This is a genomic window from Falsihalocynthiibacter arcticus (genome assembly GCF_000812665.2).
GTDB classification, from domain to species: domain Bacteria; phylum Pseudomonadota; class Alphaproteobacteria; order Rhodobacterales; family Rhodobacteraceae; genus Falsihalocynthiibacter; species Falsihalocynthiibacter arcticus.
In genome coordinates this window covers 2,870,811-2,896,902 of record NZ_CP014327.1, presented here as the reverse complement: position 1 = coordinate 2,896,902, position 26,092 = coordinate 2,870,811, and the positions used below count along the sequence as shown (strand labels likewise).

At 55.1% G+C, this 26,092-nt stretch carries 25 protein-coding genes and 2 pseudogenes; 15 read left to right on the top strand and 12 right to left on the bottom strand.

Features of this window, described 5'->3' with window-relative positions:
- Complete coding sequence (locus RC74_RS14310; protein ID WP_039001239.1) at positions 1-459, bottom strand: (2Fe-2S)-binding protein; 459 nt, start codon at positions 457-459, stop codon at positions 1-3.
- A 174-nt stretch (positions 460-633) separates the two neighbouring features.
- Between RC74_RS14310 and RC74_RS14305 the strand changes: the two genes are divergently transcribed.
- The gene (locus tag RC74_RS14305) at positions 634-1,158 is read left to right on the top strand and encodes a TetR family transcriptional regulator (RefSeq protein ID WP_062628289.1); all 525 of its coding nucleotides are present in this window, start codon (positions 634-636) and stop codon (positions 1,156-1,158) included.
- On the opposite strand, the gene RC74_RS14300 is transcribed toward RC74_RS14305, so the two are convergent.
- The 4 genes and pseudogenes from RC74_RS14300 to RC74_RS14285 form a co-directional block, all read right to left on the bottom strand.
- Positions 1,155-1,982 (bottom strand): metal ABC transporter permease, encoded by an 828-nt coding sequence (locus RC74_RS14300; protein WP_052274708.1) that lies wholly within the window; start codon positions 1,980-1,982, stop codon positions 1,155-1,157. The genes RC74_RS14305 and RC74_RS14300 overlap by 4 nt on opposite strands.
- Positions 1,979-2,835, bottom strand: a pseudogene (locus tag RC74_RS14295) (metal ABC transporter permease). Before RC74_RS14295 ends, RC74_RS14300 begins: the two are co-directional and overlap by 4 nt.
- A pseudogene (locus RC74_RS14290) lies at positions 2,835-3,724 on the bottom strand (manganese/iron ABC transporter ATP-binding protein). Before RC74_RS14290 ends, RC74_RS14295 begins: the two co-directional pseudogenes overlap by 1 nt.
- Positions 3,721-4,620 (bottom strand): metal ABC transporter substrate-binding protein, encoded by a 900-nt coding sequence (locus RC74_RS14285; RefSeq protein ID WP_039001236.1) that lies wholly within the window; start codon positions 4,618-4,620, stop codon positions 3,721-3,723. Before RC74_RS14285 ends, RC74_RS14290 begins: the two are co-directional and overlap by 4 nt.
- 329 nt (positions 4,621-4,949) lie before the next feature.
- On the opposite strand from RC74_RS14285, the gene RC74_RS14280 reads away from it, so the two are divergent.
- The 8 genes from RC74_RS14280 (at position 4,950) to RC74_RS14245 (ending at position 12,976) form a co-directional block, all read left to right on the top strand.
- The gene (locus tag RC74_RS14280) at positions 4,950-6,101 is read left to right on the top strand and encodes an NAD(P)/FAD-dependent oxidoreductase (protein WP_052274720.1); all 1,152 of its coding nucleotides are present in this window, start codon (positions 4,950-4,952) and stop codon (positions 6,099-6,101) included.
- A complete protein-coding gene (locus tag RC74_RS14275) occupies positions 6,098-6,871 on the top strand; it encodes an HpcH/HpaI aldolase family protein (RefSeq protein ID WP_039001235.1) in 774 nt (257 codons plus the stop codon). The genes RC74_RS14280 and RC74_RS14275 overlap by 4 nt, the downstream gene beginning before the upstream one ends.
- 86 nt (positions 6,872-6,957) lie before the next feature.
- The gene (locus RC74_RS14270) at positions 6,958-8,538 is read left to right on the top strand and encodes a phospholipase D family protein (RefSeq protein ID WP_052274707.1); all 1,581 of its coding nucleotides are present in this window, start codon (positions 6,958-6,960) and stop codon (positions 8,536-8,538) included.
- Between the two features lie 102 nt (positions 8,539-8,640).
- Entirely contained in the window at positions 8,641-9,258 is a 618-nt protein-coding gene (gene nthA, locus RC74_RS14265) for a nitrile hydratase subunit alpha (protein ID WP_039001234.1), read from the top strand.
- Positions 9,255-9,938 carry a nitrile hydratase subunit beta gene (gene nthB / locus RC74_RS14260; protein ID WP_039001233.1) on the top strand — a complete coding sequence of 228 codons (684 nt, stop codon included), beginning with the start codon at positions 9,255-9,257 and terminating at the stop codon, positions 9,936-9,938. The genes nthA and nthB overlap by 4 nt, the downstream gene beginning before the upstream one ends.
- Positions 9,935-10,336, top strand: coding sequence for a nitrile hydratase accessory protein (locus tag RC74_RS14255; protein ID WP_082802309.1), 402 nt, complete (start codon positions 9,935-9,937; stop codon positions 10,334-10,336). The genes nthB and RC74_RS14255 overlap by 4 nt, the downstream gene beginning before the upstream one ends.
- Before the next feature lie 34 nt (positions 10,337-10,370).
- A complete protein-coding gene (locus RC74_RS14250) occupies positions 10,371-12,191 on the top strand; it encodes an SH3 domain-containing protein (RefSeq protein ID WP_062628287.1) in 1,821 nt (606 codons plus the stop codon).
- Positions 12,140-12,976 (top strand): hypothetical protein, encoded by an 837-nt coding sequence (locus RC74_RS14245; protein ID WP_156477485.1) that lies wholly within the window; start codon positions 12,140-12,142, stop codon positions 12,974-12,976. The genes RC74_RS14250 and RC74_RS14245 overlap by 52 nt, the downstream gene beginning before the upstream one ends.
- A 97-nt stretch (positions 12,977-13,073) precedes the next feature.
- Here RC74_RS14245 and RC74_RS14240 read toward each other — a convergent pair whose 3' ends face one another.
- Positions 13,074-13,802 (bottom strand): methyltransferase, encoded by a 729-nt coding sequence (locus tag RC74_RS14240; protein ID WP_052274706.1) that lies wholly within the window; start codon positions 13,800-13,802, stop codon positions 13,074-13,076.
- A 157-nt stretch (positions 13,803-13,959) separates the two neighbouring features.
- On the opposite strand from RC74_RS14240, the gene RC74_RS14235 reads away from it, so the two are divergent.
- Positions 13,960-15,003 (top strand): Gfo/Idh/MocA family protein, encoded by a 1,044-nt coding sequence (locus RC74_RS14235; protein ID WP_039001231.1) that lies wholly within the window; start codon positions 13,960-13,962, stop codon positions 15,001-15,003.
- On the opposite strand, the gene RC74_RS14230 is transcribed toward RC74_RS14235, so the two are convergent.
- A complete protein-coding gene (locus RC74_RS14230) occupies positions 15,000-15,455 on the bottom strand; it encodes an Lrp/AsnC family transcriptional regulator (RefSeq protein WP_039001230.1) in 456 nt (151 codons plus the stop codon). The two genes, RC74_RS14235 and RC74_RS14230, sit on opposite strands and share 4 nt — an antisense overlap.
- Before the next feature lie 127 nt (positions 15,456-15,582).
- On the opposite strand from RC74_RS14230, the gene RC74_RS14225 reads away from it, so the two are divergent.
- Positions 15,583-16,638, top strand: coding sequence for a Leu/Phe/Val dehydrogenase (locus tag RC74_RS14225; protein ID WP_039001229.1), 1,056 nt, complete (start codon positions 15,583-15,585; stop codon positions 16,636-16,638).
- A gap of 45 nt (positions 16,639-16,683) precedes the next feature.
- Here the strand turns inward: RC74_RS14225 and RC74_RS14220 are convergent, their stop codons facing one another.
- The 4 genes from RC74_RS14220 to RC74_RS14205 form a co-directional block, all read right to left on the bottom strand.
- Positions 16,684-17,202 carry a hypothetical protein gene (locus RC74_RS14220; protein WP_156477484.1) on the bottom strand — a complete coding sequence of 173 codons (519 nt, stop codon included), beginning with the start codon at positions 17,200-17,202 and terminating at the stop codon, positions 16,684-16,686.
- A 103-nt stretch (positions 17,203-17,305) separates the two neighbouring features.
- Positions 17,306-17,668: a hypothetical protein gene (locus RC74_RS14215; protein ID WP_156477483.1), complete on the bottom strand. Its 363-nt coding sequence runs from the start codon at positions 17,666-17,668 to the stop codon at positions 17,306-17,308.
- 225 nt (positions 17,669-17,893) lie between these two features.
- Complete coding sequence (locus RC74_RS14210; protein ID WP_052274705.1) at positions 17,894-18,346, bottom strand: hypothetical protein; 453 nt, start codon at positions 18,344-18,346, stop codon at positions 17,894-17,896.
- 59 nt (positions 18,347-18,405) lie between these two features.
- A complete protein-coding gene (locus RC74_RS14205; RefSeq protein WP_039001226.1) occupies positions 18,406-19,836 on the bottom strand; it encodes an alanine/glycine:cation symporter family protein in 1,431 nt (476 codons plus the stop codon).
- 254 nt (positions 19,837-20,090) lie between these two features.
- On the opposite strand from RC74_RS14205, the gene RC74_RS14200 reads away from it, so the two are divergent.
- The 4 genes from RC74_RS14200 (at position 20,091) to RC74_RS14185 (ending at position 25,018) form a co-directional block, all read left to right on the top strand.
- Positions 20,091-21,353, top strand: a complete 1,263-nt coding sequence (locus RC74_RS14200) for an imelysin family protein (protein WP_039001225.1) — start codon at positions 20,091-20,093, stop codon at positions 21,351-21,353.
- A gap of 64 nt (positions 21,354-21,417) precedes the next feature.
- Positions 21,418-22,926, top strand: a complete 1,509-nt coding sequence (locus tag RC74_RS14195; protein WP_039001224.1) for a di-heme oxidoreductase family protein — start codon at positions 21,418-21,420, stop codon at positions 22,924-22,926.
- Between the two features lies 1 nt (position 22,927).
- Positions 22,928-23,941: an imelysin family protein gene (locus RC74_RS14190; RefSeq protein WP_039001223.1), complete on the top strand. Its 1,014-nt coding sequence runs from the start codon at positions 22,928-22,930 to the stop codon at positions 23,939-23,941.
- Between the two features lie 33 nt (positions 23,942-23,974).
- Complete coding sequence (locus tag RC74_RS14185; RefSeq protein ID WP_062628285.1) at positions 23,975-25,018, top strand: DUF1513 domain-containing protein; 1,044 nt, start codon at positions 23,975-23,977, stop codon at positions 25,016-25,018.
- A 117-nt stretch (positions 25,019-25,135) separates the two neighbouring features.
- On the opposite strand, the gene kduI is transcribed toward RC74_RS14185, so the two are convergent.
- Positions 25,136-25,960 carry a 5-dehydro-4-deoxy-D-glucuronate isomerase gene (kduI, locus tag RC74_RS14180; RefSeq protein WP_039001282.1) on the bottom strand — a complete coding sequence of 275 codons (825 nt, stop codon included), beginning with the start codon at positions 25,958-25,960 and terminating at the stop codon, positions 25,136-25,138.
- Positions 25,961-26,092 lie beyond the last annotated feature (132 nt).

Here is a 26,092-nt window from a genome sequence, read left to right as displayed (position 1 = left end):
TCAAGCGCCTTTCATTTGTAAGGCAGCCGTTTTCACGGCGGCGCGAATGCGTGGATAGGTGCCACAACGACAGAGGTTTGCGGACATGCCTTCGTCGATTTCAGCGTCTGATGGCGCAGCATTCTGCGACAACAGCGCAGCAGCAGCCATGATTTGCCCTGACTGGCAATAGCCGCATTGCGCCACTTGATGTGTGACCCAAGCCTGCTGGACAGTATGCATCAAATCCGGTGTGCCAAGCCCCTCGATTGTCGTAACTTCGCCCTCGACATCCATCGCGGCAACCTGACAGGATTTGACCAACTCGCCGTCGATATGGACCGAACACGCCCCACATTGCGAAATGCCACAACCGTATTTTGGCCCCGTGATGCCGAGTTCATCGCGCAACACCCACAAGAGGGGCATGTCCTCCTCGACATCTACGTCATGGACGGTTCCATTTACCGAAAGTTTCATCAAAGTATCTCCGACTTTTTACACTTGTGAAGTTGAGCGGGCCTGCTAGAAGTAAGCATATGTTTACATACAAAACAAAGCAAGTAAACGCCTGTTTACAAAAAAGCGGGACCCTATTTCCATGACACCCCTCCCCGCAAACGAAACGCGAATGCCACGCAAGAAGCGATCCTTGTGGCCGCACGTCGTGTGTTTACGGATAACGGATATGATGGAGCTGGACTGCGCGAAATCGCTGGGGTTGCAGGGGTAAATGTCGCCCTCATCAATCGGTATTTCGGCTCCAAAGATGGGCTTTTTAAGGCCGCAATCATTGAACATTTGCACCTCGAAGAAATTTTCGACGGCGAGATGAACACTTTGGGCCAACGGATAGCCGATTATTTCCTCGCCCATCCCGTCAAAAAAGAAGGCTATGATCCCACGCTCGCGATCTTGCGATCAACCTCGAGCGAACACTCCGTGCGGGTTATTTCCGAGGCTCTAGAAGCGACCTTTAACGACGTTTTAGCAAGCCGATTTCCGGACATTGATCCCAAAACGCGCAGGGCCAAAACAGGCCTGCTGGTGTCGGTCATGCTTGGCTATGATATGATGCGGCGCGTGTTCAAAATCAGCGCCTTGGGCGAGGATACGTCGAACGAAGTCCGCAGCCTCCTCGCGCAAAATATTCAAAGCATTGTTGACGCGAAAATCTAAGTTGTGACCCGCGCATTTCGGATTTGAGTCCCGACAAAAACCACAATGAAAACAAAAGTCAAAACCAAGACAATGGTTGGGGCTGGCGCACTATCGATAAAGACGCTGATATAAAGGCCAAAACACATCGACGCCATGGTGACGGCCACCGAAATCATCAGCATATATTCAAAGCGTCGAGTCAGCAAAAACGCGATGGCACCGGGGGAGATAAGCAGGGCAATCGCCAGAATAATGCCCGCAGCCTTGAGCGTCGCCACAATCGTCAGCGACAAAATTGCCAACATCCCATAGTGCAAAAAGCCGACGGCCAAACCGGAAGCCTTGGCCTGAATCGGATCAAAGGCGTGCAACAGAAAATCGCGCCATTTCATCAGGAGAATTGCCGAGACAATCAGCGAAACAATGCCCGCCGTCCAGAGGTCTTCTGGGCCGACACCGAGCACGTTGCCAAACAGGATATGGTCAAGATGGACGTCGCTTTTGACCTTGGTATAGAGCACCACCCCAAAGCCAAACATGCCCGAAAACACGACGCCCATGATCGTATCCTGTTTCACGCGGCTATTGTCGGCCAAAAATCCTGTCACCAGCGCGCAAGTCATTCCCGCCACAAAAGCGCCAATTATCAACGGGATACCCGCAATATAGGCCAGAACAATCCCCGGAAGGACCGCATGGCTTACGGCGTCGCCCATCAGGGACCACCCCTTGAGAACCAGAAAACACGACAGTAAGGACGTGGGCACCGAGACGATCAAAACGATGTAAAACGCATTGTGCATAAACGCGAATTGAAACGGCATCAGGAGGGTATCGATCATGTGCTTCCCCCGATTTCAGCGGCGACACGTCGACGGGCCGCGCGCATCCCATGCTTGGGGGCGAAGTAGAAAGCGAAAAGGAAAACAAGGGCTTGCAATGAAACGATGATCCCGCCCGTTGCGCCATCAAGGAAGAAGGACAGATAGGCCCCAACAAAGGCACAGACCGCCCCGAGCGCCACGCTTATGACCAAAAGCCAGCCAAAGCGGTCGGTCAAAAGATAGGCTGTCGCCCCCGGTGTGACGACCATCGAGATCACCAAAAACGCGCCGACAGTTTGCAGCGCGGCAACGCAGGACGCCGACAAAAGCGTGAAAAACAAGACCTTGAGGGCACCGGTATTCAAGCCAATGGAACGGGCATGATTTTCGTCGAAAAACGTCACCATGAGGTCTTTCCATTTTGCCAACAGGATTACGAATGAGATCCCCCAATCAGCGCCAATTGTAGGGTATCGCTGGGCGTTATCGCGAGGATATTGCCCAAGGTGATTGTTTGAATATCGACGGATGATGGCGAGAGCGACACCATGAAAAGCCCGAGTCCAAAGAAGGATGTAAAAATGATCCCTATGATCGCGTCTTCCTTTAACCCCGTGCGATTGTTGAGGAAAAGCATGGCTCCAGCGGCCAGTCCACCCGACAGAAATGCCCCAAACGCGAAGGGCAGACCAATCATATAGGCGGCAGCAACTCCGGGCACAATTGAGTGGCTGAGTGCGTCGCCAATCAACGACCATCCCTTGAGCATCAAAAACGCCGAGAGGAACGCACAGATGCCGCCGACAAGCGCACTGACCCACATCGCGTTGATCATATACCCATAGGTAAACGGCACCAAAAGCGTTTCCATCACGGGGTTTTCCCCTCGATTTCAGGATCGGGTGCCGCCGTCTGGGCGCGATCATCATAGGTGACAAAGGGGCGCTCGTCATCGGTTAGGATGGTCACGTGGCGGGTATCGTCATCATCGTGCAAGTCTTTGCCACCCAACACAAAATGCCTCAAAACGCCACCGAAAGCTTCCTCAAGATTTGCGCGTGTGAAGGTGTCTTCGGTGAGGCCATGCGCAATCACTGTGCCCTTGACCAAAATGGTCCGGTCGCAAAATTCGGGAACCGACCCAAGATTGTGCGTGGAGACCAACATCACCCGCCCTTCGGCGCGCAATTCCCGCAACAAATCCGTAATCGCATCTTCGGTTTGGACGTCGACGCCCGTAAAAGGCTCGTCCAGCAGGATGATTTTTCCGTCCTGAGCAAGGGCGCGGGCAAGGAACACCCGTTTGCGCTGCCCCCCGAAAGTTCCCCGATTTGACGATAGCGATAATCGACCATCCCGACCCGCGAGAGGGCTTCGGTTACGGCCTTTTTGTCGGCTGGAGAAGCAATGCGCAAAAAGCCCATTTTGCCAAAACGGCCCATCATGACCACATCTTCAACCAGCACCGGAAACGACCAATCCACCTCTTCGGACTGTGGAACATAGGCGACGATATTCTGCTTCAACGCCGACTTAACCGACTGGCCTAGAACGGTAATATCGCCTTTAATCGTGGGGACGAACCCCATGATGGCCTTAAACAAAGTGGATTTCCCAGCGCCATTAACCCCGACCAAAGCCGTGATTGTCCCCGTGGGAATTTCAAAACTCGCATCGCGCAAAGCTGTCATGCCATTGCGATAAGTCACCGTGAGGTTGCGGGCGCGAATGCCGGAGGATTGGCCGTCTGCAAGGGTCATTGGTTGCCCCCCAACCCGTCCAGAATTGTTTGCGAGGTCACGCGCAGAAGGTCGATATACGTGGGCACGTCGCCGTCCGCTGTGGTCAGACTGTCCACATAGAGAACGCCGCCAAAAGCTGTCCCCGTCTCGCGGGCGACCTGTTTCGCGGGGTCCGAACTCACCGTACTTTCGCAGAAAATCGCCTTCACATTATTGGCGCGCACCGCGTCGATCACCTTGCGCACTTGCTGAGGTGTGCCCGTTTGATCGGCGTTGATCGGCCAGAGGTAAAGTTCCTTCATTCCGTAGTCACGGATCAAATAACTAAAGGCCCCTTCGCACGTCGCCAGCCAGCGATCCTCTTCTGGAATGGCGAGGATTCCGTCGCGAAGCGGCGCAATTTCAGCCGTGAGCTGCGCCTTATATGCCTGCGCGTTTTCCATATAAATCGTCGCATTTTCGGGGTCGTGCTCCGTAAAGGCCGCGGCGATATTATCCACGTAAATCATCGCATTCTCGAGGGACATCCAGGCGTGTGGATTGGGGCGTCCCTGATAGTCGCCCTCGACGATATCCATCGGGACGATGCCTTCGGTTAGGATGGCCTCCGGTACATCGCTCAGGTTGCCAATGAACTGCTCAAACCACAACTCCAAGTTCATCCCGTTCCACAGAATTAAGTCCGCGTCTTGGGCCTTGATCAGGTCGCGCGGTGTGGGTTGATAGCCGTGGATTTCCGCCCCGGGCTTGGTGATCGACACAACTTCGGCGGCGTCTCCAGCGACGTTTCTGGCCATATCTGCAATCACAGTAAAGGTCGTGAGTGCCTTAAATTTCTCTTTTGCGGTGATGGGTGTGGCCGCCGCAAAAGCCGCCAAACATGTGATCGCCCATAGTGATTTTCGCGCCAGCATTGCCTTACCCCGAGGTGAATTTCGTTACCTCCGTTTATGAGAACCATTCGCAACTGTCAATGCAATTGCGAACCATTCGCAACTTTATTCCCTTCCCAGCCAACGCGCAGAATTTGGCTGGGCGCAGAGATAGGAAAACGATGTGTTTTCACACCATCGCTGTTTGCTCAAAAAGCCTAAAAACGCGCAATCAAACACAGGCTATGGACACTCCTCAATAGATCATGCCTAAATCCCCAAAACATCTGAACTTGAGGAAAAACGGCGTGGATATAACCTACAATTCTCCGACAAAAACAAGCTACGACGTCGTCATCATTGGGGGCGCCATGCTCGGCTCTTCGGTGGCGTGGTTCCTCACCGATAGCCCTGATTTTCAGGGGTCAGTCCTCGTGGTAGAGCGCGACCCAAGCTACGAATTCGCCTCAACTTCGCATACAAACAGCTGTATTCGTCAACAGTTCTCAACCGAAATCAACATTAAGGTCAGCCAGTTTGGCGTTGATTGTATTCAGAATTTCCGTGAATATATGGGCGGCGACACGCGTATTCCCGATATTACACTCCAAAGCTTTGGCTACCTCTATTTGGCCGATACAGAAGTCTTCGCACAAACACTGCAAGAAAACCAAAAACTGCAATCGCGATTGGGGGCTGGCACAAAATACATGTCTCCCGACGAAATTCTGCGCGACTACCCCTTCTATCAACTCGACGACATAATCGGTGCCAACCACAACCGCGTCAACGAGGGCTATTTCGACGGCAACACCATGTTCGATTGGTGGAAACGAAGCGCGCGCGAGCGGGGGGTGGAATTCTTGAGCAATGAGGTCGTTTCGATGGCCAAAAACACGGCTGGAACACGCGTCACCTCTGTCACCCTCAAATCTGGCGACGTGATCTCCTGTGGAACGGTTGTGAACGCCTCCGGCCCGCGCGCCGCCGTCACCGCGCGCATGTTGGACATCGATATACCGGTGGAGCCGCGGAAGCGTTTCACCTTTATTTTCGCCGCAGAAACCCCGCTTGATCGCGACCTTCCTTTGACGATCGACCCGTCAGGCATCCATGTGCGCACCGATGGGGCGTATTATATGGCGGGTTGTAAACCCGATGAAGATCCCGCCGTCGCCTTTGACGACTTCGCCCTCGACCACGACATTTGGGAGGATAAAGTCTGGCCCATCCTCGCCACCCGCATCCCTCAATTTGAGGCCATCAAGCTGGTCAACACATGGGCGGGACATTATGCGTATAATACGTTGGATCAAAACGCGATTGTTGGCCCCCATTCCGAGGTCGAGAATTTCATCTTCGTCAACGGGTTTTCGGGCCACGGATTTCAGCAATCCCCCGCCATGGGACGCGGCGTGGCCGAATGGATTACCCACGGCGCCTACCAGACCCTCGATTTGTCGCCCTTCGGATATGAGCGCGTGGCAAAAGGTGAAAAATTTATTGAAAAGGCCGTGATATGAACCTCCAGAAAAACCCTTTTACACAAGCAATTCAATCGGGCGAAAAGCAAATCGGCCTGTGGATCACCCTCGCCAGTAATTTCACCGCCGAAGTTGTGGCCCCCTGTGGCTATGATTGGGTGGTGATTGATTGCGAACATTCCCCCAATGAAATTCCGTCGGTGATTGGCCAACTCCAAGCCTTTGCCAACACGGGAACAACCGCCATTGTGCGGCCCGACTGGAATGATCCCGTTAAAGTAAAACGCCTGCTCGATGTCGGCGCGCCGGGCCTGTTATTTCCGATGGTGCAAAATGCGGATGAGGCCCGCGCAGCGGTTGCCGCCACACGTTATCCTCCACGCGGCGTTCGGGGTGTGAGTGGTTTGACCCGCGCCAATAAGTTTGGACGTATCACAGATTACTTTGCAAAAATCGAAGATGAAACGACGGTGATTGTACAGGTAGAAACCCGCGAAGCCTTGGCCAATGCGCTTGAAATCGGCGCTGTTGAAGGGGTTACGGGGGTTTTCTTTGGGCCGGGGGATATTGCCGCCGATTTGGGCTATCTTGGCAAACCGCTTGCGCCTGAAGTCTGGGAGGCCATCTGGCCCGTGGCGCGCGCCTTGATGGCAGCAGGCATCCCCGTCGGCACGCTTGTCGCTGACGCAGAATTTGCTGCGCAACTGCTCAACGAAGGGTTCACCTTTGTGGCTTGTGGCTCGGATTCAGGCTTGCTCGCAAAAGCCAGCGATGCCCTTTTGGCAAAGGTTAAATCAGACCTAGCGTAAGGGCGTGAAAACCACATATCCTGATTTTGAAACACCCCCTCACAAGGGTAGTTGACGAGTCGTGGCATCTGTCGCAAAAGTGCAAAATGAACACAATTATTTTCCCCTCCGCCATGATACGCGCCTCGCGCGCCCGTTCCATGACCAAGTTTTTGTGTCTTGGAGGCCTGTTGCTTTTGACCGTTGCCTGTACGCATGTCCCGTTTGAGAAACACCACACGCCAAGCTCTGCTACCGATATTGTAGGCCAGAGCAACGTGACGCGCATGGCCAAGCAGGAAACGTTAGAGGGTGGTGGGAAAACAACGCTGGTTCCGTTGGTGACGGGCAATGATGCGCTTGGGGCACGTTTGCGCCTGATCGAGGCCGCGGAACATACGCTGGACATTCAATATTTCCTCATCAAACCCGACCTCGCAGGCGGTATTTTTTCGAGGGCGTTGATTGATGCTGCTGATCGTGGGGTGCGGGTGCGGTTCCTGCTGGATGACGTCTTTACTTCTGCGACGGACGAAGAAATTGCGCTTTTGAATGATCATGAGAACATTGAAATGCGCTTGTTCAATCCCCTCTCACGCAACAGCACAAAAGGCGCGAATTTCCTACTCGATTTCAATCGCGTCAATCGGCGCATGCATAACAAATCGCTAACGGCGGACAATGCGGCCTCTATCGTGGGCGGACGGAACATTGCGGACGAGTATTTTGAGATCAACTCAGACGCAGAATTTGCCGATTTTGATATATTCGTCATGGGGCCCGTCACAAAGGACATTGCAAAATCCTTCGACGTTTATTGGAATGACCCGCACTCCGTCCCGATGGAAAACTTCCAAGAACTAGGTCTCAAAGTGAACAAAGAAAGCTTACAGCAGGACCTTCGTGGCCGTGCGGACCAAGCCGAGAGAGATGTCTATGCCAAAGCCATGAGTTCGGAGTTTGTTGCTCAAGTGGTAGACGGGACAATCCAACCCCTTCACGGCGATGCATGGGTTGTAACCGATACCCCGCAAAAAACACGCAATGCGGTCAAAGTAGGCCCTCGGACGCTTTCCGACGAACTTAAACAACAAATACTTTCGGCAAAATCGGACGTCATTTTGATGTCGCCCTATTTCGTGCCGCGCCCATCGGACCTCGCGATGTTTAAAGCGCTCAGCCGTGCAGGACGACGGGTGGTGATCCTGACCAATTCCTTGGCAGCGACCAATCATGCCTATGTGCACGGCGGATATGCTCCGAGTCGCAAAGGGCTTTTGGAGGCAGGTGTTGAGCTTTATGAAATCCGCGCGGACGCGTTACAAGCTTTGGGGCAACTTCCCCCAGACAGCGACGTGGTACTCACGATGCACACCAAAGCGGCCGTTTTTGATGCCACAACCCTTTTTGTTGGCTCGCTGAATTATGACCCCCGTTCGATCGAAATCAACACCGAGTTTGGCATGTTTATTGACTCACCAGAGCTTGCGAAACGCTTTCAAACCGGGGTCCTCAAATACATCGAAACCCATGCCTATAAACTGTCGTTAGACCCCAAAGGCAACATCCTTTGGACGATCGCAACGCCGCAGGGCATCGAAGTGGAAACTTCCGAACCCGGGGCGAGTTTCTCGAAAAAGACCATCGCAAATATCACCAAATTCCTGCCGGTGAAGGGACAACTCTAGGGCGGTCGCGGGAATAGCTTTCATCTGCGGGGAAATTTTGTAGACTGAGGCAACTCTTGCCGTTGCCTCAGTCTACGGCCCTAACGTTTGAGGATTTCACGCATGCCCCATGATCATTCGGATCACGCCCACAGCCACCTGCCCTCGGATCCTGAGTTGCGGGTGCGCGCGCTCGAAAGCTTACTGGTGGATAAGGGATTGGTTGATCCTGCGACGTTGAATGCACTGATTGATACCTATGAGAATAAAATCGGCCCGCGCAATGGAGCGCAGGTTGTGGCGCGTGCGTGGGTTGATCCTGCGTTTCACGCCCGTCTTATGGAGGACGCAACCGCCGCCATTGCCGAGTTGGGCTTCATGGGACGGCAGGGCGAGCATATGGTGGCCGTGCAAAACACGCCGACCCAGCATAACCTCGTCGTTTGTACCCTTTGCAGTTGTTACCCGTGGCCGATCCTTGGCATCCCGCCGACGTGGTATAAATCCGACGCCTATCGCAGCCGCGCCATTCGCGAACCCCGCGCCGTTTTGGCCGAATTCGGGGTGGAGTTGACCGATGGCCAATCCGTCCGTGTTTGGGACTCCACCGCCGAAGTGCGCTATTTGGTGGTGCCAATGCGCCCTGAAGGAACGCAGGACCTTTCGGAAAGCGATCTCGCGGCGTTGATCTCGCGCAACGCAATGATCGGCACCGATTTGGTCAAGGCGCCCAGCGCGTGAGCCGCGTGCATGATATGGGCGGGCGCTTTGGCGACGGCCCTATCCCCGAAAAGGACGACAGCGAGGTTTTCCACACCGATTGGGAGGCCCGCGCCCTTGCCCTCAACCTCGCTTGTGGCGCTCTTGGCGCGTGGAACATCGACGCCAGCCGCCACGCGAGGGAATGTTTAACCCCCAAAGATTACGCGGGTTTCACCTATTATGAAAAATGGCTCGGCGGTTTGACGGATATCCTTGTCGACAGTGACCTCCTCACAATGGAGGATTTGGACGGCCCTCCCGCGGGCCCAGCGCACAGTCCTGATCCACGCGCTCTTAAGCCCGAAAACGTAGACCGCGCGATGCATGCGCAAGGCTCTTATATGCGGCCGGAAGGCCCCCAAGCCAAGTTCCGCGTCGGCGATCCTGTGCGCACCGTTCCCCATGCCCAGAACACCCTCGTGAAAGGCGGCCACACCCGACTGCCCGCCTATGCTGCCGGGCGCAATGGCACCATTGAACGCCTGCACGGCAATCACGTCTTCCCTGACAGCAACGCGCATTTCCTCGGCCCAGCGCCGCAACCGCTTTATGCTGTGCGCTTCACGGCCCATGATCTCTGGGGCGCAGACGCGGAAGCCTCTGGTGACGACATGGTCCTTGATCTGTGGCAAAGCTATCTACTTGAGCCCAGCGCATGACCTCTTGTTCTCCCAACACACAACCCACGCCCGAAGCCACCTTCGAGGCCCCGTGGCACGGACAGGTTTTTGCCCTCACCGTGGCGCTCAATGAATCCGGTGTTTTTGCATGGCCTGAGTGGGCACAAATGTTTGGCGCGCGCCTCGCTCTTGCGGGGGCTGAGCATCCCCTAGACGGCAGCGATGACTATTACCGCGTTTGGGTCGCCACCTTAGAGGAGATGGTCGTTGCAAAGGGGATGTTTGCGCCCGACGCGCTTGAGGGAATGAAGGCGCTGTGGACGGACGCCTTTCTCACTACCCCCATGGCCAGCCTGTCTCGCCCAAGAAACCAGAGTAACGGCCTGCACACAGAAAGTTGTGTTCACAACCTATACCTGTCTCGCATCTTCTCTTAAGGTCCGAGCATAGCTTTGTCCATTTGGAGCCCTCATGTCCTACTTGCACCGATTTACCACCCTTACCGCCTGCTTCTCGCTCGCGGCAAACGCGGCCTTTGCGTGGCCTGCCCAAACCACTGCTGACTTAAACATGCGCCAAGGTCCAACGACTGGCGCCCCCGTCATGACCACCCTCCCCCAAGGCACATCTCTTGAGGTTGAGGAATGTGACGATGCCGCCGCTTGGTGTGCTGTGACGGTGGATGGGAAAACCGGATTTGTCAGTGGCAAATACCTTACCGAATCCGATGAGCCCAATAAATGGCCGCGCACCTTTTCCAACGACAAGGGCGCAAGTGTCACCCTCTATCAGCCGCAAGTGAATGACTGGAAAAATTTCACCAAGATGACCGCCCTAGTGGCCACCCAAGTGACGCGCTCCAAAGACGCCGAGCCACTTTATGGGATCATCACAATTTCCGCCGATACAGTTGCCGATCGCGAGAACAACGAGATTATTGCCACTAATATTGTCATCACGGACCTCAGCTTCTCTAACCTCACCCGCGATGACATGGACGCGCTTGCGCTGGGTGTGGGTAAACAACTCCCCACGGGTGAAATCACTCTCTCCCTCCCCCGTACAACGGCGAGCCTTGAGAATTTCCAGTCCTTCACCGACCTTAAAGATTTGGACACCACCCCTCCCCTTATTTACGTCAGCGAAAAGCCCTCGATCCTTGTGATGACAGATGGCGAACCCCTTACGGCAACTGTGGACGGCGTTCCGGACTTGGCCTTTACCGTGAACACCAACTGGGACCTGTTCTCGATCTATGACTCGGGAAAATGGACTTTGCGCAACAACACCAGCTGGCTAGAGGCCGAGGACTTGAGTGGCCCGTGGACTGATGTTGCCACCCTTCCCGAAATCTTCACAACCCTCCCTGATGATGGCAACTGGGACGATGCACGGCGCGCTGTGGCAGAGGGCCTCATTCCGAGTGATCCTCTCCCCAAAGTCTTCTATTCCAACGTCCCCACCGAATTGATCACCATGGATGGTCCGCCCAAGAAGGAGCCCGTCAGTGGCACCAAGCTTGAATGGGTCAGCAACACACAGTTTGATCTGTTTTACCACACGGTTGAGGCGCAATGGTACTTCCTCACCTCTGGCCGCTGGTTCCGCAATAAAGATTTGAACGGCGACGATTGGACCTTTGCCTCGGGCGACCTTCCCGAAGATTTCCGCAACATTCCCGATGACGCCCCCTATTACGCGGTGCGCTCATCCGTACCCGGTACCCCCGAAAGCGAAGAAGCACGCCTCCTTGCGAGCATCCCCGAGATCGCCGCCGTAGACCATGCCTCGGTCAAAGCGGATGTCTCCTATGCGGGCGACCCTGAGTTTACCCCCATCAAAGGCACCGAGATGAGCTATGCCCTCAACAGCAACGAGACGGTGCTGAGGGTTGGCGATGTCTACTATACCGTGATCGACGGCATCTGGTTCAAAGGCGACAGCCCGCAAGGACCGTTTGAAGTTGCGACCTCGGTGCCAGACGTCATCTATACCATCCCCGCAACCGAACCCGTGCACAACGTCACTTACGTTACGGTGGTCGATTCCACGCCGACAACGACCTACTTTGGCGTTACGGCGGGGTACTTCTTTGGCTATTACGCTTGGGGCAGCATCTTCTATGGCCCCGGTTGGAACTACCCCCCTATTGGTCCGGCCCCGGTTATCGCCCTCCAGGATTCCGCCCTCCCTTTATCCGCCCTCCTGGCTATCGTCCTCCCGGGTTCCGTCCCCCCCATGTGCGTCCCCCGATTGCCGTGCGTCCCCCCGCGTTCTATCCGCGCCCTGTGACCTATGGCATCGGCGGCTATTATGATCCCAAGCGCGGCCAATTCGGGCGCTATGGTGACAACTACGGCCCTGATCGTGGCTTGCCCAATGCACCCAAGATTATCAACAAAGACGGTAATTTCGTGCGCAACCAACACATAACGCCCAAGGCACAACCCCTTGGCACGAACCGTCCTTTCGTTTCGGCAACCAACCCACGCCTGTCTACCGCACAACTTGGAAGCGCGGCCGCTTCTGTGGGCGCTGGACGTGCCTTTAACTCGTGGAAGGACAATAGCGGCGTCCTAAAAGGCAGCCCTGCTGCGCACCAACTCGCAGACAATCGCCTCGGCGCTTTGGCAGGCAACAAGGTGAATGGCACCCAAGACCTCAAATGGGCTGCAGGCGCCAAAGACGCGGTCCTTAGCAATGGTAAGGCTGGCGATCTTTTTGCGGGCAAAGACGGCGGTGTCTATCGTCAAAACAACGGCAAATGGGAGCGCAACGACGGTGGCGGCAAATGGCAAGGGGTCCAACAACCCAAAGCACTGCCGCAAATCAACCGCCCCGCACAACTCCCCGCTGCAGGCACAACCCGCCCCGCGCAACTGCCAGCCACAGGCATCAATCGCCCAACCCAACTGCCCGCAAACGTAGGCTCGGCCTATCAAAACCGTCAAACGGGCAACCAACGCCAAATCCAAAACCGCAACATTCAACGCCCAAGCGGTGGGTTTCAATCCCGCCCCTCGGGCGGCGGACGTGTAGGCGGCGGAGGCGGTCGCATGGGCGGTGGTCGCAGGTAACAAAAAAGGGGCGCCCCTTGCCCCCCATCCGCGCGACCCCAAAAACCAAAAAGGCCCCGACAAGGGGCCTTTTTCACGTCCAGCTCAATAAGGCCGATTAGGCTTCGGAACGCTCTTCCACATCCGCACGGCCTCCATAGATACGCCGCATATCCGGTGTCTCCGTGCAATACATATGCACCCAAATATAGGCATGTTGAAACAGCGCCACCACCAGCGCATTCCACGACCCACAGATCAGCGCAATCCCCGTTAGGCCAAGGAACACAACGCTATACATGCCGTTATCGACATATTTAAAGATCCCTTTCTTCACCATCGGCATCTCGGCATATTCATCGCGGAAATGGTCGCCCCCAAGAGCGCGCGGCAAGGTGAAATACACAAGAACAGAATGCATGCCGTAAACCGCCGCCCCCAACAACGCGACGCCGAGTATGACTTCGAGCGTGTTATATCCCGTGATCGGTGTTCTATCGCTCAATCCTGTCAAAAGCACAGCCAAAGGGCGCGCAATCAACAACGGAAGGAATATCCCCGCCCAGACCTGCATATCCCGCTCGCCAAACCGCTTGCTCATCCAGTTTTTGTAAAGCTGCAGCCGAAACACCCCAGCCACGAGCGCCTGATGGACAATAGCAAGGATAATGGCAATCTTGGCCCATACGATTGAATTCAGCAGCAAATACCAAGGGCCGTCCTCTACCCGTACAAGCAATGAACACGCGCCAATCGCCATAAAAGCTGCGATTGCTGCGTGCTGAAACTGACCCTCAAATAAATCGCGAAACCTCGACTTCGCGCGAATATCTTCCAAATGTGACATGACTTCTCCTTTTTGAACGCAGTCTTTCGCACCTCCTGAGCGGATGGCAAGTGTTTTTACATTTTGGCTCCCCTTACCTAGGCCGAATAGATCGCAATTTGGGTTGTATAGGACACAATAAAAGTTAGGCTTTCGTTGGAATATCAAAGGGGTGAACATGGAGCAAAAAGCCAGAATTTGTGTTGTGGGAGCGGGGCTTGTTGGCAAACAACACCTCGACGCACTCACGCACACCCAAGACGCTATGCTTGCCGCGCTGGTGGATCCAAGTCCCGAAGGGGCCAAGCTCGCTGCCACCTATAACGTCCCGCATTTCACCAGTCTTGAGGCGATGTTTGCCGCAACGAAGGTGGATGGGGTTATCCTTGCCACGCCAACACCTTTGCATGTGGAACAAGGGCTTATGTGCATCGAGCACAATTGCGCGGTCCTTGTAGAAAAACCCCTCGCCGTCACCGCAAAGGAAGCGGAAAAGCTGGTTCAAGCGGCGCAGGCAAACGGCGTCCCCCTCCTCGTTGGCCATCATCGGCGCTACAACTCGATCATCCAAAAAGCAGCCTCCCTCATTTCCGAAGGCGTGATTGGTGACATCCGAAGCCTGCAAGCCACCTGCTGGCTGTACAAACCCGACGACTATTTCGACGTTGCCCCGTGGCGCACCCAAAAAGGGGCGGGGCCGATTTCGGTCAACCTCGCACATGACGTTGATCTCATGCGCCACCTCTGCGGCGACATCATAACCGTACAGGCCCAAGCCGCACCCTCCCGACGCGGACACGATAATGAGGACGTCGCCGCCGCCGTGCTTGGGTTCGCCAACGGAGCCATCGGCACCCTCACCGTGTCCGACGCCATCGCCGCCCCTTGGAGTTGGGAACTTACGGCGGGCGAAAACCCCGCTTACCCCGCAACGAACCAATCCTGTTATCACTTCGGTGGCTCAAAAGGCGCAATGTCCCTGCCCGACCTTACGGTCTGGACCCACGACGCGCCGCAAAGCTGGTGGTCGCCCATCCGTGCGGCCTCCTTCCCCTGCGCCACGTCCGCACCATTGGTTAATCAAATCGAACACTTCGCGGAGGTCATCAAGGGGCACGCGTCCCCGTTGGTTTCGGGTGAAGAAGGCCTCAAAACCATGCATGTTTTGGAAGCCATTCAAACCGCCTGTGACACAGGGCAAACCGTCCACATCCCGCGCTAATCGGCTTGCTTGATCGTCTCAAGGATCAACATCGTGGTTGTGTCCGAAACGCAAGGGATTTTCTTAAGTTTGGCCAAGACAAAATCCTTGAGTTCTTCAACGTCCCGCGCGCGCGCCTTCAGGATATAGTCCAGATTGCCCGTCACCAGCAAACACTCCGTCACCTCGGGCATCCGCTTCACCGCCGCGAGAAATTCTTCAATATCTGCGGGGCCTTGGCGGGATAAACGAATGTTCACCATGACGGTCACCCCATGCCCCATCGCCGTCGGATTGATCTGGGCACTATAGCCAGTGATAACGCCGCTGGTCTCAAGGCGACGCACGCGGCGACTGCAGGGCGTGGGCGAAAGCCCCACCCGTTGCGCCAGATCAAGGTTCGAAATCCGCCCTTCTTGGCGCAAAACCCGCAGAATCCGGTGATCCGTGACGTCCAGTTCAATTTTGGTCATATTAGCTACGTATTCCCTATATTTTAGCCAATCCTTGCGGAACTATAGGGAATAGCATGGATGTTTGCACGGATTCTCTCCCCAATACCCCCTAAACTGCACGCACGGCGAAACCAAGGAATCCACCATGTCCATTTTTGAACACCCAGAATTCGATAACCACGAAAAGGTGTTGTTTTGTAACGACCCCGCCGTTGGTTTGCGTGCGATCATCGCCATTCACTCGACCACTCTTGGACCTGCTGCGGGGGGCTGTCGGATGCACGCCTACGCAAGCGAGGACGCAGCACTCACGGATGTTTTGCGCCTATCCAAAGGCATGAGTTACAAAAACGCGGTGGCCGATTTGCCCTTGGGCGGCGGAAAATGCGTGATCATTGCAGACCCCGCGCGCGCCGACAAAGCCGACCTTTTGCGCGCCTTCTCCAGACATGTTCAGGACCTTGGTGGCCTGTATTGGACCGCAATCGATGTGGGAGTTGGCCCCAAAGACGCCGATATTTTGGCCGAAAACTGCGACTATATTTTTTGCCGCGCCGAGCAATACGAAGAGGGCTTCAACCCGTCTTCCTTCACAGCCCTTGGCGGCTTCACAGGTATTCGCGCCGCGGCAAAGCACGTGTGGGACCGAAATGAACTAACAGGTTTACGCGTGGCAATTCAAGGCCTTGGCGGCACGGGTGCCGACCTCGCGCGCCAATTGCACGCCGCCGGAGCAGAACTTGTTGTGGCCGACGTCCGCGACGAGGTCGTTCAGGATGTCGTCGCAAAATATGGCGTCACCGCCGTTCCCCCCGACCGCATCCATGCCCAAGACGTCGATATCTTTGCACCCTGCGCGATGGGGGCCGTTGTGAATGCGACAACCCTTCCAGAAATCAAAGCAAAGGTCATATGTGGCCTCGCCAACAACCAGCTTGCCGAACCAAAATTTGGCCGCGCGTTGCAAGAACGCGGTATCACATATGTGCCCGACTATGTGGTGAACGCGGGCGGTGTCATGGGGGGCTCAACAGTGATCTTCTCAACTCCGTCGCGCGAGGCCGATGTGGCGCGGATCACCGGCCTGTACCACACAATCCTCGATATTTTGAAACGCGCGGATGACGCGCACCTCCCCAGTTCAGAAGTCGCCGACGACATTGCCCTCGCCAAAATCGCCGCTGCGCGCCCAAAGGCGTGAACCGTTTCGAAAACCAACCTCCCCGCCCGTCAATTGCGCGGGGAGTTAAACAGAGGCCCGCATTTTGAAGCCCCGTTTTCGCAGTTCCGTCCGATAAAAGGCTGATTGGGCGTCGTCTTCGTGCAGAAAATCTGGAGCACCAACCTTGTGAACGCGCGCTGTTTGATAGCTATCAGCTTGCCACCAATGCGGGTCGGCACGCATCCTTTCTGCTTGGTCCTTGTCTAGAAACTCAAGAAGGGCTTTGTTATGCTGCAGGTGGTGGCGTATGATGCTCTGAACCTGATTTGCACTCAAACACCACGGTTTTTCACTGTTTTCAACCTTCAGTTTTGCCAAAATCAACGCCGCTTTTGAGTCGTGAATGTCTTTGCGCAAACCACGATTATTCAACAGAAACTTGATGGCTGAAATATCCAGAGATCGGTTCTCGATTTCGGCCGCATCGGCGGGCGCATCACACCCAATAGCTTCAAAAAACTGCGCCACAACATTCCCGTTGGCAAGGGCAACGTTGAGGGCAGATATCTGATCGATCTCCCGAAGGTTTTTTAATCGTTTCAACCAATTGCAGCCTTCTCTGGCCGCGGGAAACCATGCGGAAAAATCCTTCTGATACGGAAATTCTTCCCATAGGCCCCATTGCCACCAGGCACTATTCATCCATTCAACTTGAGGGCGCACGTATACGAAAACCTGACATTTCAACCCCAGATGTTGAAAACATTTCGGGACCGAGATGGCGCGATAACAAGGAAAAATTCCCCTCGTTTGAGATAATCGGCACCTCGTTTCGTGCCCGCATTTGCGCAAATAATTTACGAATACGCGCAATCGATCTTGCGTTTGGATGCCAGCTTCCGTCTTGGTTTTGGGTCAGGATGATTTCGTCGAACCGCGCCGATTGAAGATACGCGCGGCGCGTGGTTTTCATAATGAGTATAATCGCAAGCCCGCCAAGGATTTGTTCTCGACGTAGGACAATATACCGATAGGTCACCCCCGCGCGGGACGTAAAAGTCGGCCGCAATGATAGCGCGCGTTGCAAGCTGGAACTACCGCATTTGGGTGCACCTATATGCAGGATTGGGTCTAGATTTCGATCCATGCTGTACAAAACTCACTCGAATTTGATAGGTGCGCGCCAACGGGCGACACGGGATGGCCCAAACGGACACGCTTTGGTATAGAGCTTCACCCCACGGATTTTAAGCACCAATTTTTACGCGTTCACCCTGCCAATTTTGGCGGTGATTTACATACTCACCGGTTTTTCGCATCCGCGCAAATCGGACAAGCCATCAATCACTTCTTGCGCTGTCTTCTCAATTGCATGATCGATCAACCCCTCAGGATTTTGCATGACATTTCCGATATTCCCTTTTAATGCAACAAGTTGCGTATTTAGAATATCCACTTTGGCACTGAGGGCATTGGCACGTTCCTCGTTGAATGAATTTGGCGTCTGCGTGAATGCCGCAAGCTCACCCCGCAATTCCGCCGCGTCCAGTGAGAGGGAAATCACAGCATCCCGAAGCGGGGCCACTTGCACGAGATTTTCAGAGAAAGTTTGTGTCAGACCATCAACGGCTTTCACGACGCGCAATTCCAAAAAGAGGCAAACGGCCGCGAGGAGCAACGTCGCATTGAGCAGCGCAAGCAAAAGGTGACCGACCGTACGGCCAAGGCGAAATGCAGTAGTCTTCATTATGTAACATCCTTTTGTAGCAATTTTAATGCGCGGGAAAACCTGTCCAAATAGAGCCCCTAAACGCTGGGGCTTTCGTCTGAACTCCAAATCCTCGCATCAACTCCACGATCCAGTTCTGGGAACTTGTCTGCATCAAAGCGCGGTGATTTCCCCGCCTTGCGTTGAGTGAAATAATCGAGGGTCAATTTATAGACTGTTCCCGACAACATAAGGATTGCCGTGAGGTTAATAACTGCCATCATTCCCATCGCGGCATCCGCAAAATTAAACACTGTTTGCACGGTTTGCGTGGCGCCCCAGATAACCATCGACAAACAACTCAGACGCAAGATCATAATCGGAAGCGGGGAATCCAGCTTGAGATAAGTCATCGCATTTTCCGCGTAAGAGTAGTTCCCAAGGATGGATGTAAAGGCGAAAAAGAGAATGGCAATGGCCACAAAATACCCGCCCACAGGCCCCATATGCACCTCAAGCGCGCTTTGCGTGAGTTGCATTCCGGTAGTGTCCGACAATCCCAAAACTCCCGACAAAAGGATGAGGATCGCCGTCGCGGTGCTCACCAAAATCGTATCCACAAAACAGCCAAAGGCCTGCACAAACCCTTGGCTTGAGGGGTGATGCGGTTGCGGGGTTGCGGCAGCGGCGATATTGGGAGCCGACCCCATGCCCGCCTCATTCGAGAATAAACCGCGCTTAATGCCGTTGAGGGCGGCGGCCATCACGCCCCCCGCCACACCGCCGACGGCTTCGTGAAAACCCAACGCGCTTGAGATAATGAGCCATAGCAATTCCGGCACTTGGGGCAGGTTCAAAGCCATGACGATGATGGCCACAATCAGATAAGCCCCCGCCATAATTGGCACCAGAAACTGGGCCACTTTGGCAATGGAGCGTATCCCGCCAACAATCACCACACCCGCCACTGCGGCGACCAGAGCGCCGACGATCCACTTGGGGATTCCAATCAATCCGTTGAAGGATTCCGCGATTGAATTCGATTGAACTGCCACAAAAATCAGCCCGAAACTTATAATCAAACAGATCGAAAAAATCGCGCCCGCCCGTGGCGCATTCAGGCCCTGTGCGATGTAAAATGCAGGACCGCCACGATAGTGCCCTTTGGCTGTTGTCACCTTATAAACTTGGGCCAAAGTGCTTTCGGCATAGGCCGTTGCCATGCCCACCAAAGCCACCATCCACATCCAAAAAATCGCCCCCGGTCCCCCAAGTGTAAGCGCAACCGCGACGCCCGCAAGGTTGCCCGTTCCAACGCGCGACGCCAAACTTACCGATAGCGCCTGAAAAGGGGTAATTCCATGCGAATCCGCCGTGGGCCGCGCCACAACCAAGCGCACCATTTCGCCAAAATGCCGGAACTGAATCCCGCCCAATCGAATGGTGAAAAACAGCCCCGCCCCCAACAACCCGTAAATCAAAACGTAATTCCAGAGGATGGCATTCAAGCCATCAATAATCGTGTTCATTTAGCTTGCCTCAAAAAGTTTTAAAAAATGTATTTTCTTAAATATATAAAAAACTATCACACATTTACTGATGTTTTCAAATCGTTGGCTCGGCTTCATTTCGATTTAATCTGTGGTGGTGCGTGATATGGAATGGTACGCACCTTAAAGGCGACTAAAATAATCGGATTTGACAAACCCAACTAAATCGCTCAGATATCTGCGCAATGGCACTTACCCAGACAAATGGATTCGACAGCGAGGACAGATTTCGAATGAAACGCGCACTTATTTCCACACTTTCCCTAAGTTGCATGCTTGCAGCCCCCGCATGGGCCGGTGACAAAACCGCTACCCTAAACACCTATGCTGATATCGCTCAGGCAACCTATGAAGACAGTTTGATCACAGCCCAAACCTTGCAAGTTGCAATCGACGCATTGGTCGCAGCCCCTTCTGCGGAAACTTTGAACGCTGCCCGCAAGGCATGGCTTAGCGCCCGCGTCCCCTACCAACAATCCGAAGTCTTTCGCTTTGGCAACGCCATCGTCGATGATTGGGAAGGCAAAGTGAACGCGTGGCCGCTTGATGAGGGTTTGATCGACTATGTAAGCGATGCCTATGGCCAGCCGACCGACGAAAACGCCTTTGCGGTTTTGAACGTCATCGCGAACCCAAGTTTCTTACTATCCGGCACTGATATTGATGCCTCGTCCATTACGCCAGACTTTCTGGCCGCTACTCTGCACGAAGCAGACGGCGTTGAGTCAAATGTCGCCACGGGATACCACGCCATCGAGTTTTTGCTCTGGGGCCAAGACTTGAATGGCCACGGTTTGGGTGCGGGTAATCGCCCTTGGACGGATTACGCCACGGGTGACGATTGTAGCAACGCAAACTGCGACCGCCGCGCGGAATATTTGCAAGCTGCCGTTGCGCTCTTGGTCGCTGATCTCGATTGGATGACCGCACAATGGAGCTCTGAGGGCGAAGCGCGCACCACGCTTTTGACCAACGAGGGCACGGGAATTGTCGCGATGTTGACAGGCATGGGGTCGCTTTCCTATGGCGAACAAGCGGGCGAACGGATGCGCCTTGGCCTGATGCTCAACGACCCAGAAGAAGAGCATGATTGCTTCTCTGACAACACCCACAACAGCCACTATTACGACGGATTGGGCGTTCAAAATATCTATTTGGGCGAGTATGTGCGTGTTGATGGCTCCCTCGTTTCGGGCGCATCCCTTTCGGACCTCGTGGTCGAAGCGGACCCAGCCCTCGACGCTGAAATGCAAGCAAAACTCTCGGTTACCATGCGAAATTTGGGTCGGATCAAGACCGCCGCGGAAGCTGGCTTTGCTTATGACCAGATGTTGGAGCGAGGCAATCTTGCCGGTGAAGCTTTGGTCATGGGCGGCGTGAATAGCTTGATTGATCAAACCAAAACGATTGAGCGCATCGTCACAACCCTCGGGCTAAACCATATCGAATTCGAAGGCTCCGACAGCCTCGATAGTCCCGCCGCTGTCTTCCAGTAAACCCTACCAAAAAGCGGCGTCCGTCACGAACGGGCGTCGCGCAGTAATATTGAATGGTCCCGCTATGCTTGCCAGACTTGCCGTCTCCGCCTTGATCCTTTCCGTTTCGTCCGCGACCGCCCAAGAGCTTGGCGATCCGCACCTCAACGTGATCCCCCGCACCGCAAAAGAAGCCGCCCGTATCGCGGCAGTTACGGCGCCGACCCTAGATTTCTCCGCCGCCAGCCCGTTTGAGGAACAGACTGCAGGGGCCGCAACCGTGCGGGTACGCAACAATTCGGATGCGTTTTCGCAACCCTCCGCGAACATCGGATTTGACGGCGAACTCAATTTCAAAGTCGGCAACGGATTGTTTCGCAAACTCTGGGTCTCGTCGCCCTCCTCTACTTTGGCCTCCGACGGTCTTGGCCCGCTTTACAACGCGCGCTCCTGTCAAAGTTGCCACATAAAAGACGGACGGGGACATGCGCCCGAAAACGCCGACGAAACTGCGATTTCCCTCTTTCTGCGCGTCTCTATTCCGGGGGCATCTACGGATGGCATCGCAGGAATCGAAGATTATTTGGCGACCCTGCCTGACCCAATCTATGGCACCCAGCTTCAGAATTTCAGCCTCGCGGGGCATCAAGCCGAATACCGCTTGCAAATCGATTATGAAGAACAGGAAGTCGCCCTTTCGGACGGCGAGACCGCCTCTTTGCGCGTTCCAACCTACACGGCGGCCGACCTTGGCTATGGGCCGCTTCACCCTGACGCCATGCTCAGCCCCCGCATTGCTCCCCAAATGATCGGCTTGGGCCTGTTGGAAGCGATCCCCACAGCAGATATCGTCGCAAACACGGATCCTGACGACGCGAATGGAGACGGCATTTCTGGCCGCGCCAATGTGGTCTGGTCAATGGAATACGATCAACCCATGTTGGGGCGCTTTGGCCTAAAGGCGGGCGCGCCCACGATAAAACATCAATCTGCCGCCGCGTTTGCCGGTGATATTGGGATTTCCAGCCCGCTTTTTCCGACGCCACAAGGAGAGTGCACCGCAGCTCAAACAGCCTGCCTAGAAGCGCCAAATGGCAGCGAAGGGGGCAATGAAATCGAAAACGACGCGCTCGATCTTGTGGCCTTCTACAGCCGTAATTTGGGTGTGCCCGCGCGACGGGATGTGGACGACCCCGAAGTCTTGCGCGGTAAAGAGGTCTTTTACGACACGGGCTGTGCGTCCTGCCACACCCCAGCCTTTGTGACCCACCGTCTTGGGGACCAACCCGCGCAAAGTTTCCAACTAATTTGGCCTTATAGCGACCTTCTTTTGCACGATATGGGCGAAGGCCTTGCCGATAACCGCCCCGAATCCCGCGCAACCGGAACCGAATGGCGCACCGCACCGCTTTGGGGGATTGGATTGACCGAACGCGTTTCGGACCACACCTATTTCCTCCATGACGGTCGCGCCCGTTCACTTCTCGAAGCTGTGCTCTGGCATGGCGGTGAGGCGCAAGCCATGAAAGACCAAGTTGTCGAAATGCCCAAACAAGACCGCGATGCCCTGATCCGTTTTTTAGAGAGCCTTTGATATGCGCAAATTCATCTTCCTCCTTGCCCTCGTTTGCCCGTTAACCGCCACGGCGGCCGACCCCTCGCAAACCGTGCGCACGGCCCTGTCCGAGCACATTCTCCCACGGTTTGAGCAGCTCGTCACCACAACGCAAGCCCTAGAAACGACTTCCCAAACCCAATGCAATGCGGAGTCCGAAGACCTTCAGGCGGCGTTTCACACGGCTTTTGACGCGTGGATTGGTGTGAGCCATTTGCGCTTTGGCCCCACCGAAGTCGGCGATCGTGCTTTCGCGCTCGCGTTTTGGCCAGACACCAAGGGTTTCACCCCAAAAACGCTGGCAAGCCTAATCCAAAACGAAGATCCCGCCGTACAAGACCCCGAAGAATTTGCCCATGTGTCGATTGCGGGCCGAGGCTTTTTTGCACTGGAATTCCTGCTCTATGACGCGGACCTGCGCGAAATGGGCACCGACACATATCGGTGTGAATTGGTGCAAGCCATCACCACAAATATCCACGACAACGCCACCGCCATTCTGACGGATTGGCAAGAAACCTATAGCGACACGATGCTGAACCCTAGCGAAACAAGCGTTTATCGCAACGAGGACGAGGCGGTTCAGGAATTGTTCAAAGCCTTCAATGCAGGTTTGCAATTCACCTCCGACACGCGTTTGGGCCGCCCTTTAGGCACATTTGACCGCCCCCTACCTGCCCGCGCCGAGGCCCGCCGCTCAGAGCGATCACGTCGCCATATTGAGGTTTCGCTAACCGCATTGCAGGAATTGGCGGCGATTTTGGCCGAGGGCAATCCCTCCCTACAGCAAAAATTCACCGAGGCGTTTGAAACAAGCCAAGCCCGTCTTACAAAGGTCAACGATCCCAGATTTGCCTCCGTCACCAATGTCCAAGATCGCTTCCTCCTTGAGTTAGTTCAGCAAAGTATCGACCATATTCGCGAAATCTCGGCGACGGAGCTCGGCCCAAAACTGGGCGTCGCTGCGGGCTTCAATTCATTGGATGGAGACTAACATGGCCTCACGACGCGCGTTTCTTGGGGCCTAATCGCGACGGGCCTGTGCCCCCGTCCGAGTTGGGCAGATGCAGGATCTCCGACCTATTTATCCGCCGCACGTTTTCCAAACGCGGGCGACCATCTGGTTGGTTTAAGTGGCGCAGGGGATATCCTTTTTAAGCTTCCCCTTCCGGGGCGCGGCCACGCCGCCGCCGCCCATCCAACCCGCCCAGAGGCCGTCGGATTTGCCCGCCGCCCGGGGCGGTTTGCATTCGTGCTCGACTGTATCACGGGCCAAGTGATCGCAAATTTCAACGCACCAGAGGGGCGTCATTTCTATGGGCATGGAACGTTTTCCGCAGACGGATCAACCCTTTACACCACCGAAAACGACTATGAAGCAGGCCTCGGCGTCATCGGCGTTTGGGATGCCCAGCACCGCTATGTGCGCCTAGGTGAGTTCGCGTCTGGCGGGGTTGGCCCCCATGATATGAAGCTGATGCCCGATGGCGAAACCCTTGTGATTGCCAATGGGGGCATTGAAACGCACCCCGATATGGGACGCACCAAATTGAACCTGACAACGATGCGGCCCAACCTGAATTATGTGGCGCCGGACGGAACACAAAGGGACCAGATCGAGCTTCCTTCGGAACTTTCGCGAAATTCAATCCGGCATTTGGCGGTCGGCCCTGATGGGTTGGTGGCCTTTGCCATGCAGTGGCAGGGCGAAGCCGAGCAGCACCCCGCCTTGCTTGGCCTGCATACGCGCGGCGAGGATATTCGCCTGTTGCAAGCCCCCATGACGCAACACCGTGAGTTGCGCGGCTATGTGGGGAGCGTCGCCATTGCACAGGACGCGTCGCAACTGGCGGCGACCTCGCCCATCGGGGGCGTGGTCCAGATTTTCGACCTTGCGAATGACACGTTTTCCGCCACCTATGCGCTGCCAGATGTCTGTGGCGTTAGCGCAGGCGGGGCGAAATTTATGTTCTCCTCGGGCACGGGAAAAGTGGGAACCTTCGACGACGCCAAACCCGTTTTCCTCGGAGATCACCCCTGTGCGTGGGACAACCACTTGGTGCGAATTTAGGAATTTCCGCCACAAAGGTAGGTTTACGCAGTTGTTTGTAAGGCGAGAAATCAAGCGCCCTGACCAGCGCCCCTAGGGAGCTAGGGTCAGGGCCAATTTCATGCAGAAACGTGTCGCCTAGCGCAGTTCAGCCATCGGAACCATGTCCATATCGGTGAAGTCTACGTTGTCACCCGCCATCGCCCAACAGAACGTATAGGCCCCTGTGCCCGCACCTGAGTGGATGGACCACGGCGGGGAAATGATGGCTTCCTCATTGGCCACAACCATGTGACGCGTGTGCGCAGGTTCGCCCATAAAGTGGAAAACACGATTGTCGTCTTTTACGTCAAAATAAAGATACGCTTCCATTCGTCGGTCGTGCACGTGGCACGGCATGGTGTTCCAAACCGACCCCGGTTTGAATTGCGTATACCCCATCACGAGTTGGCAGCTTTTACACACATCGGGATGAAGAAGTTGAATAATCACGCGCTCGTTTGCGGTTTCCGGCGACCCAAGTTCCACCCGTTTTGCATCGGCTTCACGGATCAAGGTTGTGGGGTATTTATGGTGGGCGGGAGCCGAGAGAATATAAAACCGTCCTGCCCCTGAAAACTCAACCGCGCCACTGCCCATGCCGACATAGAGCACTTCGCCCTTGGCAATCTCAAAGGTCTCGCCGTCCACTGTGATCGTGCCTGTTTCGCCAATGTTCAACACGCCCATTTCGCGCCGCTCAAGGAACGTGTCCGTTCCCGTTTCGGCGAGCGCCTCAAGTGTCAACGCCCCCTTGGTTGGAACCGCACTCCCTAGAATAAGACGGTCATAATGGCTGTAAACGAGCTTGATTTCATCGTCTGCGAAAAGCCCCCCAACGTGGAAATTCTTGCGCAAGTCTTCGGTGCCGAGCGTTTTGGCGTGTTCTGGGTCGATAGCGTAACGAGTTTCGGCTTTCAGCATGGTCAGTCCTTTATGAATAATTCCGCGCGAATGTATCAACCCCGCGGCCAGACTCAAGGCGGCAACGGTCAATCTAGGGCGTTATCGCGTCATTTCTCGTCAATTAGTTAAACGAGCGAGCATCAAAAGGAT

Excerpts from the sequence above, each read along its gene's own strand:
- RC74_RS14200 (WP_039001225.1), top strand. The coding sequence starts at position 20,091 with ATGAAACGCGCACTTATTTCCACACTTTCCCTAAGTTGCATGCTTGCA.
- RC74_RS14205 (WP_039001226.1), bottom strand. The coding sequence starts at position 19,836 with ATGAACACGATTATTGATGGCTTGAATGCCATCCTCTGGAATTACGTT.
- RC74_RS14280 (WP_052274720.1), top strand. The coding sequence starts at position 4,950 with ATGCTCGGCTCTTCGGTGGCGTGGTTCCTCACCGATAGCCCTGATTTT.
- RC74_RS14240 (WP_052274706.1), bottom strand. The coding sequence starts at position 13,802 with ATGTCACATTTGGAAGATATTCGCGCGAAGTCGAGGTTTCGCGATTTA.
- RC74_RS14285 (WP_039001236.1), bottom strand. The coding sequence starts at position 4,620 with ATGCTGGCGCGAAAATCACTATGGGCGATCACATGTTTGGCGGCTTTT.
- RC74_RS14270 (WP_052274707.1), top strand. The coding sequence starts at position 6,958 with ATGAACACAATTATTTTCCCCTCCGCCATGATACGCGCCTCGCGCGCC.
- RC74_RS14210 (WP_052274705.1), bottom strand. The coding sequence starts at position 18,346 with ATGAAGACTACTGCATTTCGCCTTGGCCGTACGGTCGGTCACCTTTTG.
- RC74_RS14225 (WP_039001229.1), top strand. The coding sequence starts at position 15,583 with ATGTCCATTTTTGAACACCCAGAATTCGATAACCACGAAAAGGTGTTG.
- RC74_RS14255 (WP_082802309.1), top strand. The coding sequence starts at position 9,935 with ATGACCTCTTGTTCTCCCAACACACAACCCACGCCCGAAGCCACCTTC.
- kduI (WP_039001282.1), bottom strand. The coding sequence starts at position 25,960 with ATGCTGAAAGCCGAAACTCGTTACGCTATCGACCCAGAACACGCCAAA.
- RC74_RS14275 (WP_039001235.1), top strand. The coding sequence starts at position 6,098 with ATGAACCTCCAGAAAAACCCTTTTACACAAGCAATTCAATCGGGCGAA.
- RC74_RS14250 (WP_062628287.1), top strand. The coding sequence starts at position 10,371 with ATGTCCTACTTGCACCGATTTACCACCCTTACCGCCTGCTTCTCGCTC.
- RC74_RS14230 (WP_039001230.1), bottom strand. The coding sequence starts at position 15,455 with ATGACCAAAATTGAACTGGACGTCACGGATCACCGGATTCTGCGGGTT.
- RC74_RS14195 (WP_039001224.1), top strand. The coding sequence starts at position 21,418 with ATGCTTGCCAGACTTGCCGTCTCCGCCTTGATCCTTTCCGTTTCGTCC.
- RC74_RS14310 (WP_039001239.1), bottom strand. The coding sequence starts at position 459 with ATGAAACTTTCGGTAAATGGAACCGTCCATGACGTAGATGTCGAGGAG.
- RC74_RS14235 (WP_039001231.1), top strand. The coding sequence starts at position 13,960 with ATGGAGCAAAAAGCCAGAATTTGTGTTGTGGGAGCGGGGCTTGTTGGC.
- RC74_RS14190 (WP_039001223.1), top strand. The coding sequence starts at position 22,928 with ATGCGCAAATTCATCTTCCTCCTTGCCCTCGTTTGCCCGTTAACCGCC.
- RC74_RS14300 (WP_052274708.1), bottom strand. The coding sequence starts at position 1,982 with ATGATCGATACCCTCCTGATGCCGTTTCAATTCGCGTTTATGCACAAT.
- nthA (WP_039001234.1), top strand. The coding sequence starts at position 8,641 with ATGCCCCATGATCATTCGGATCACGCCCACAGCCACCTGCCCTCGGAT.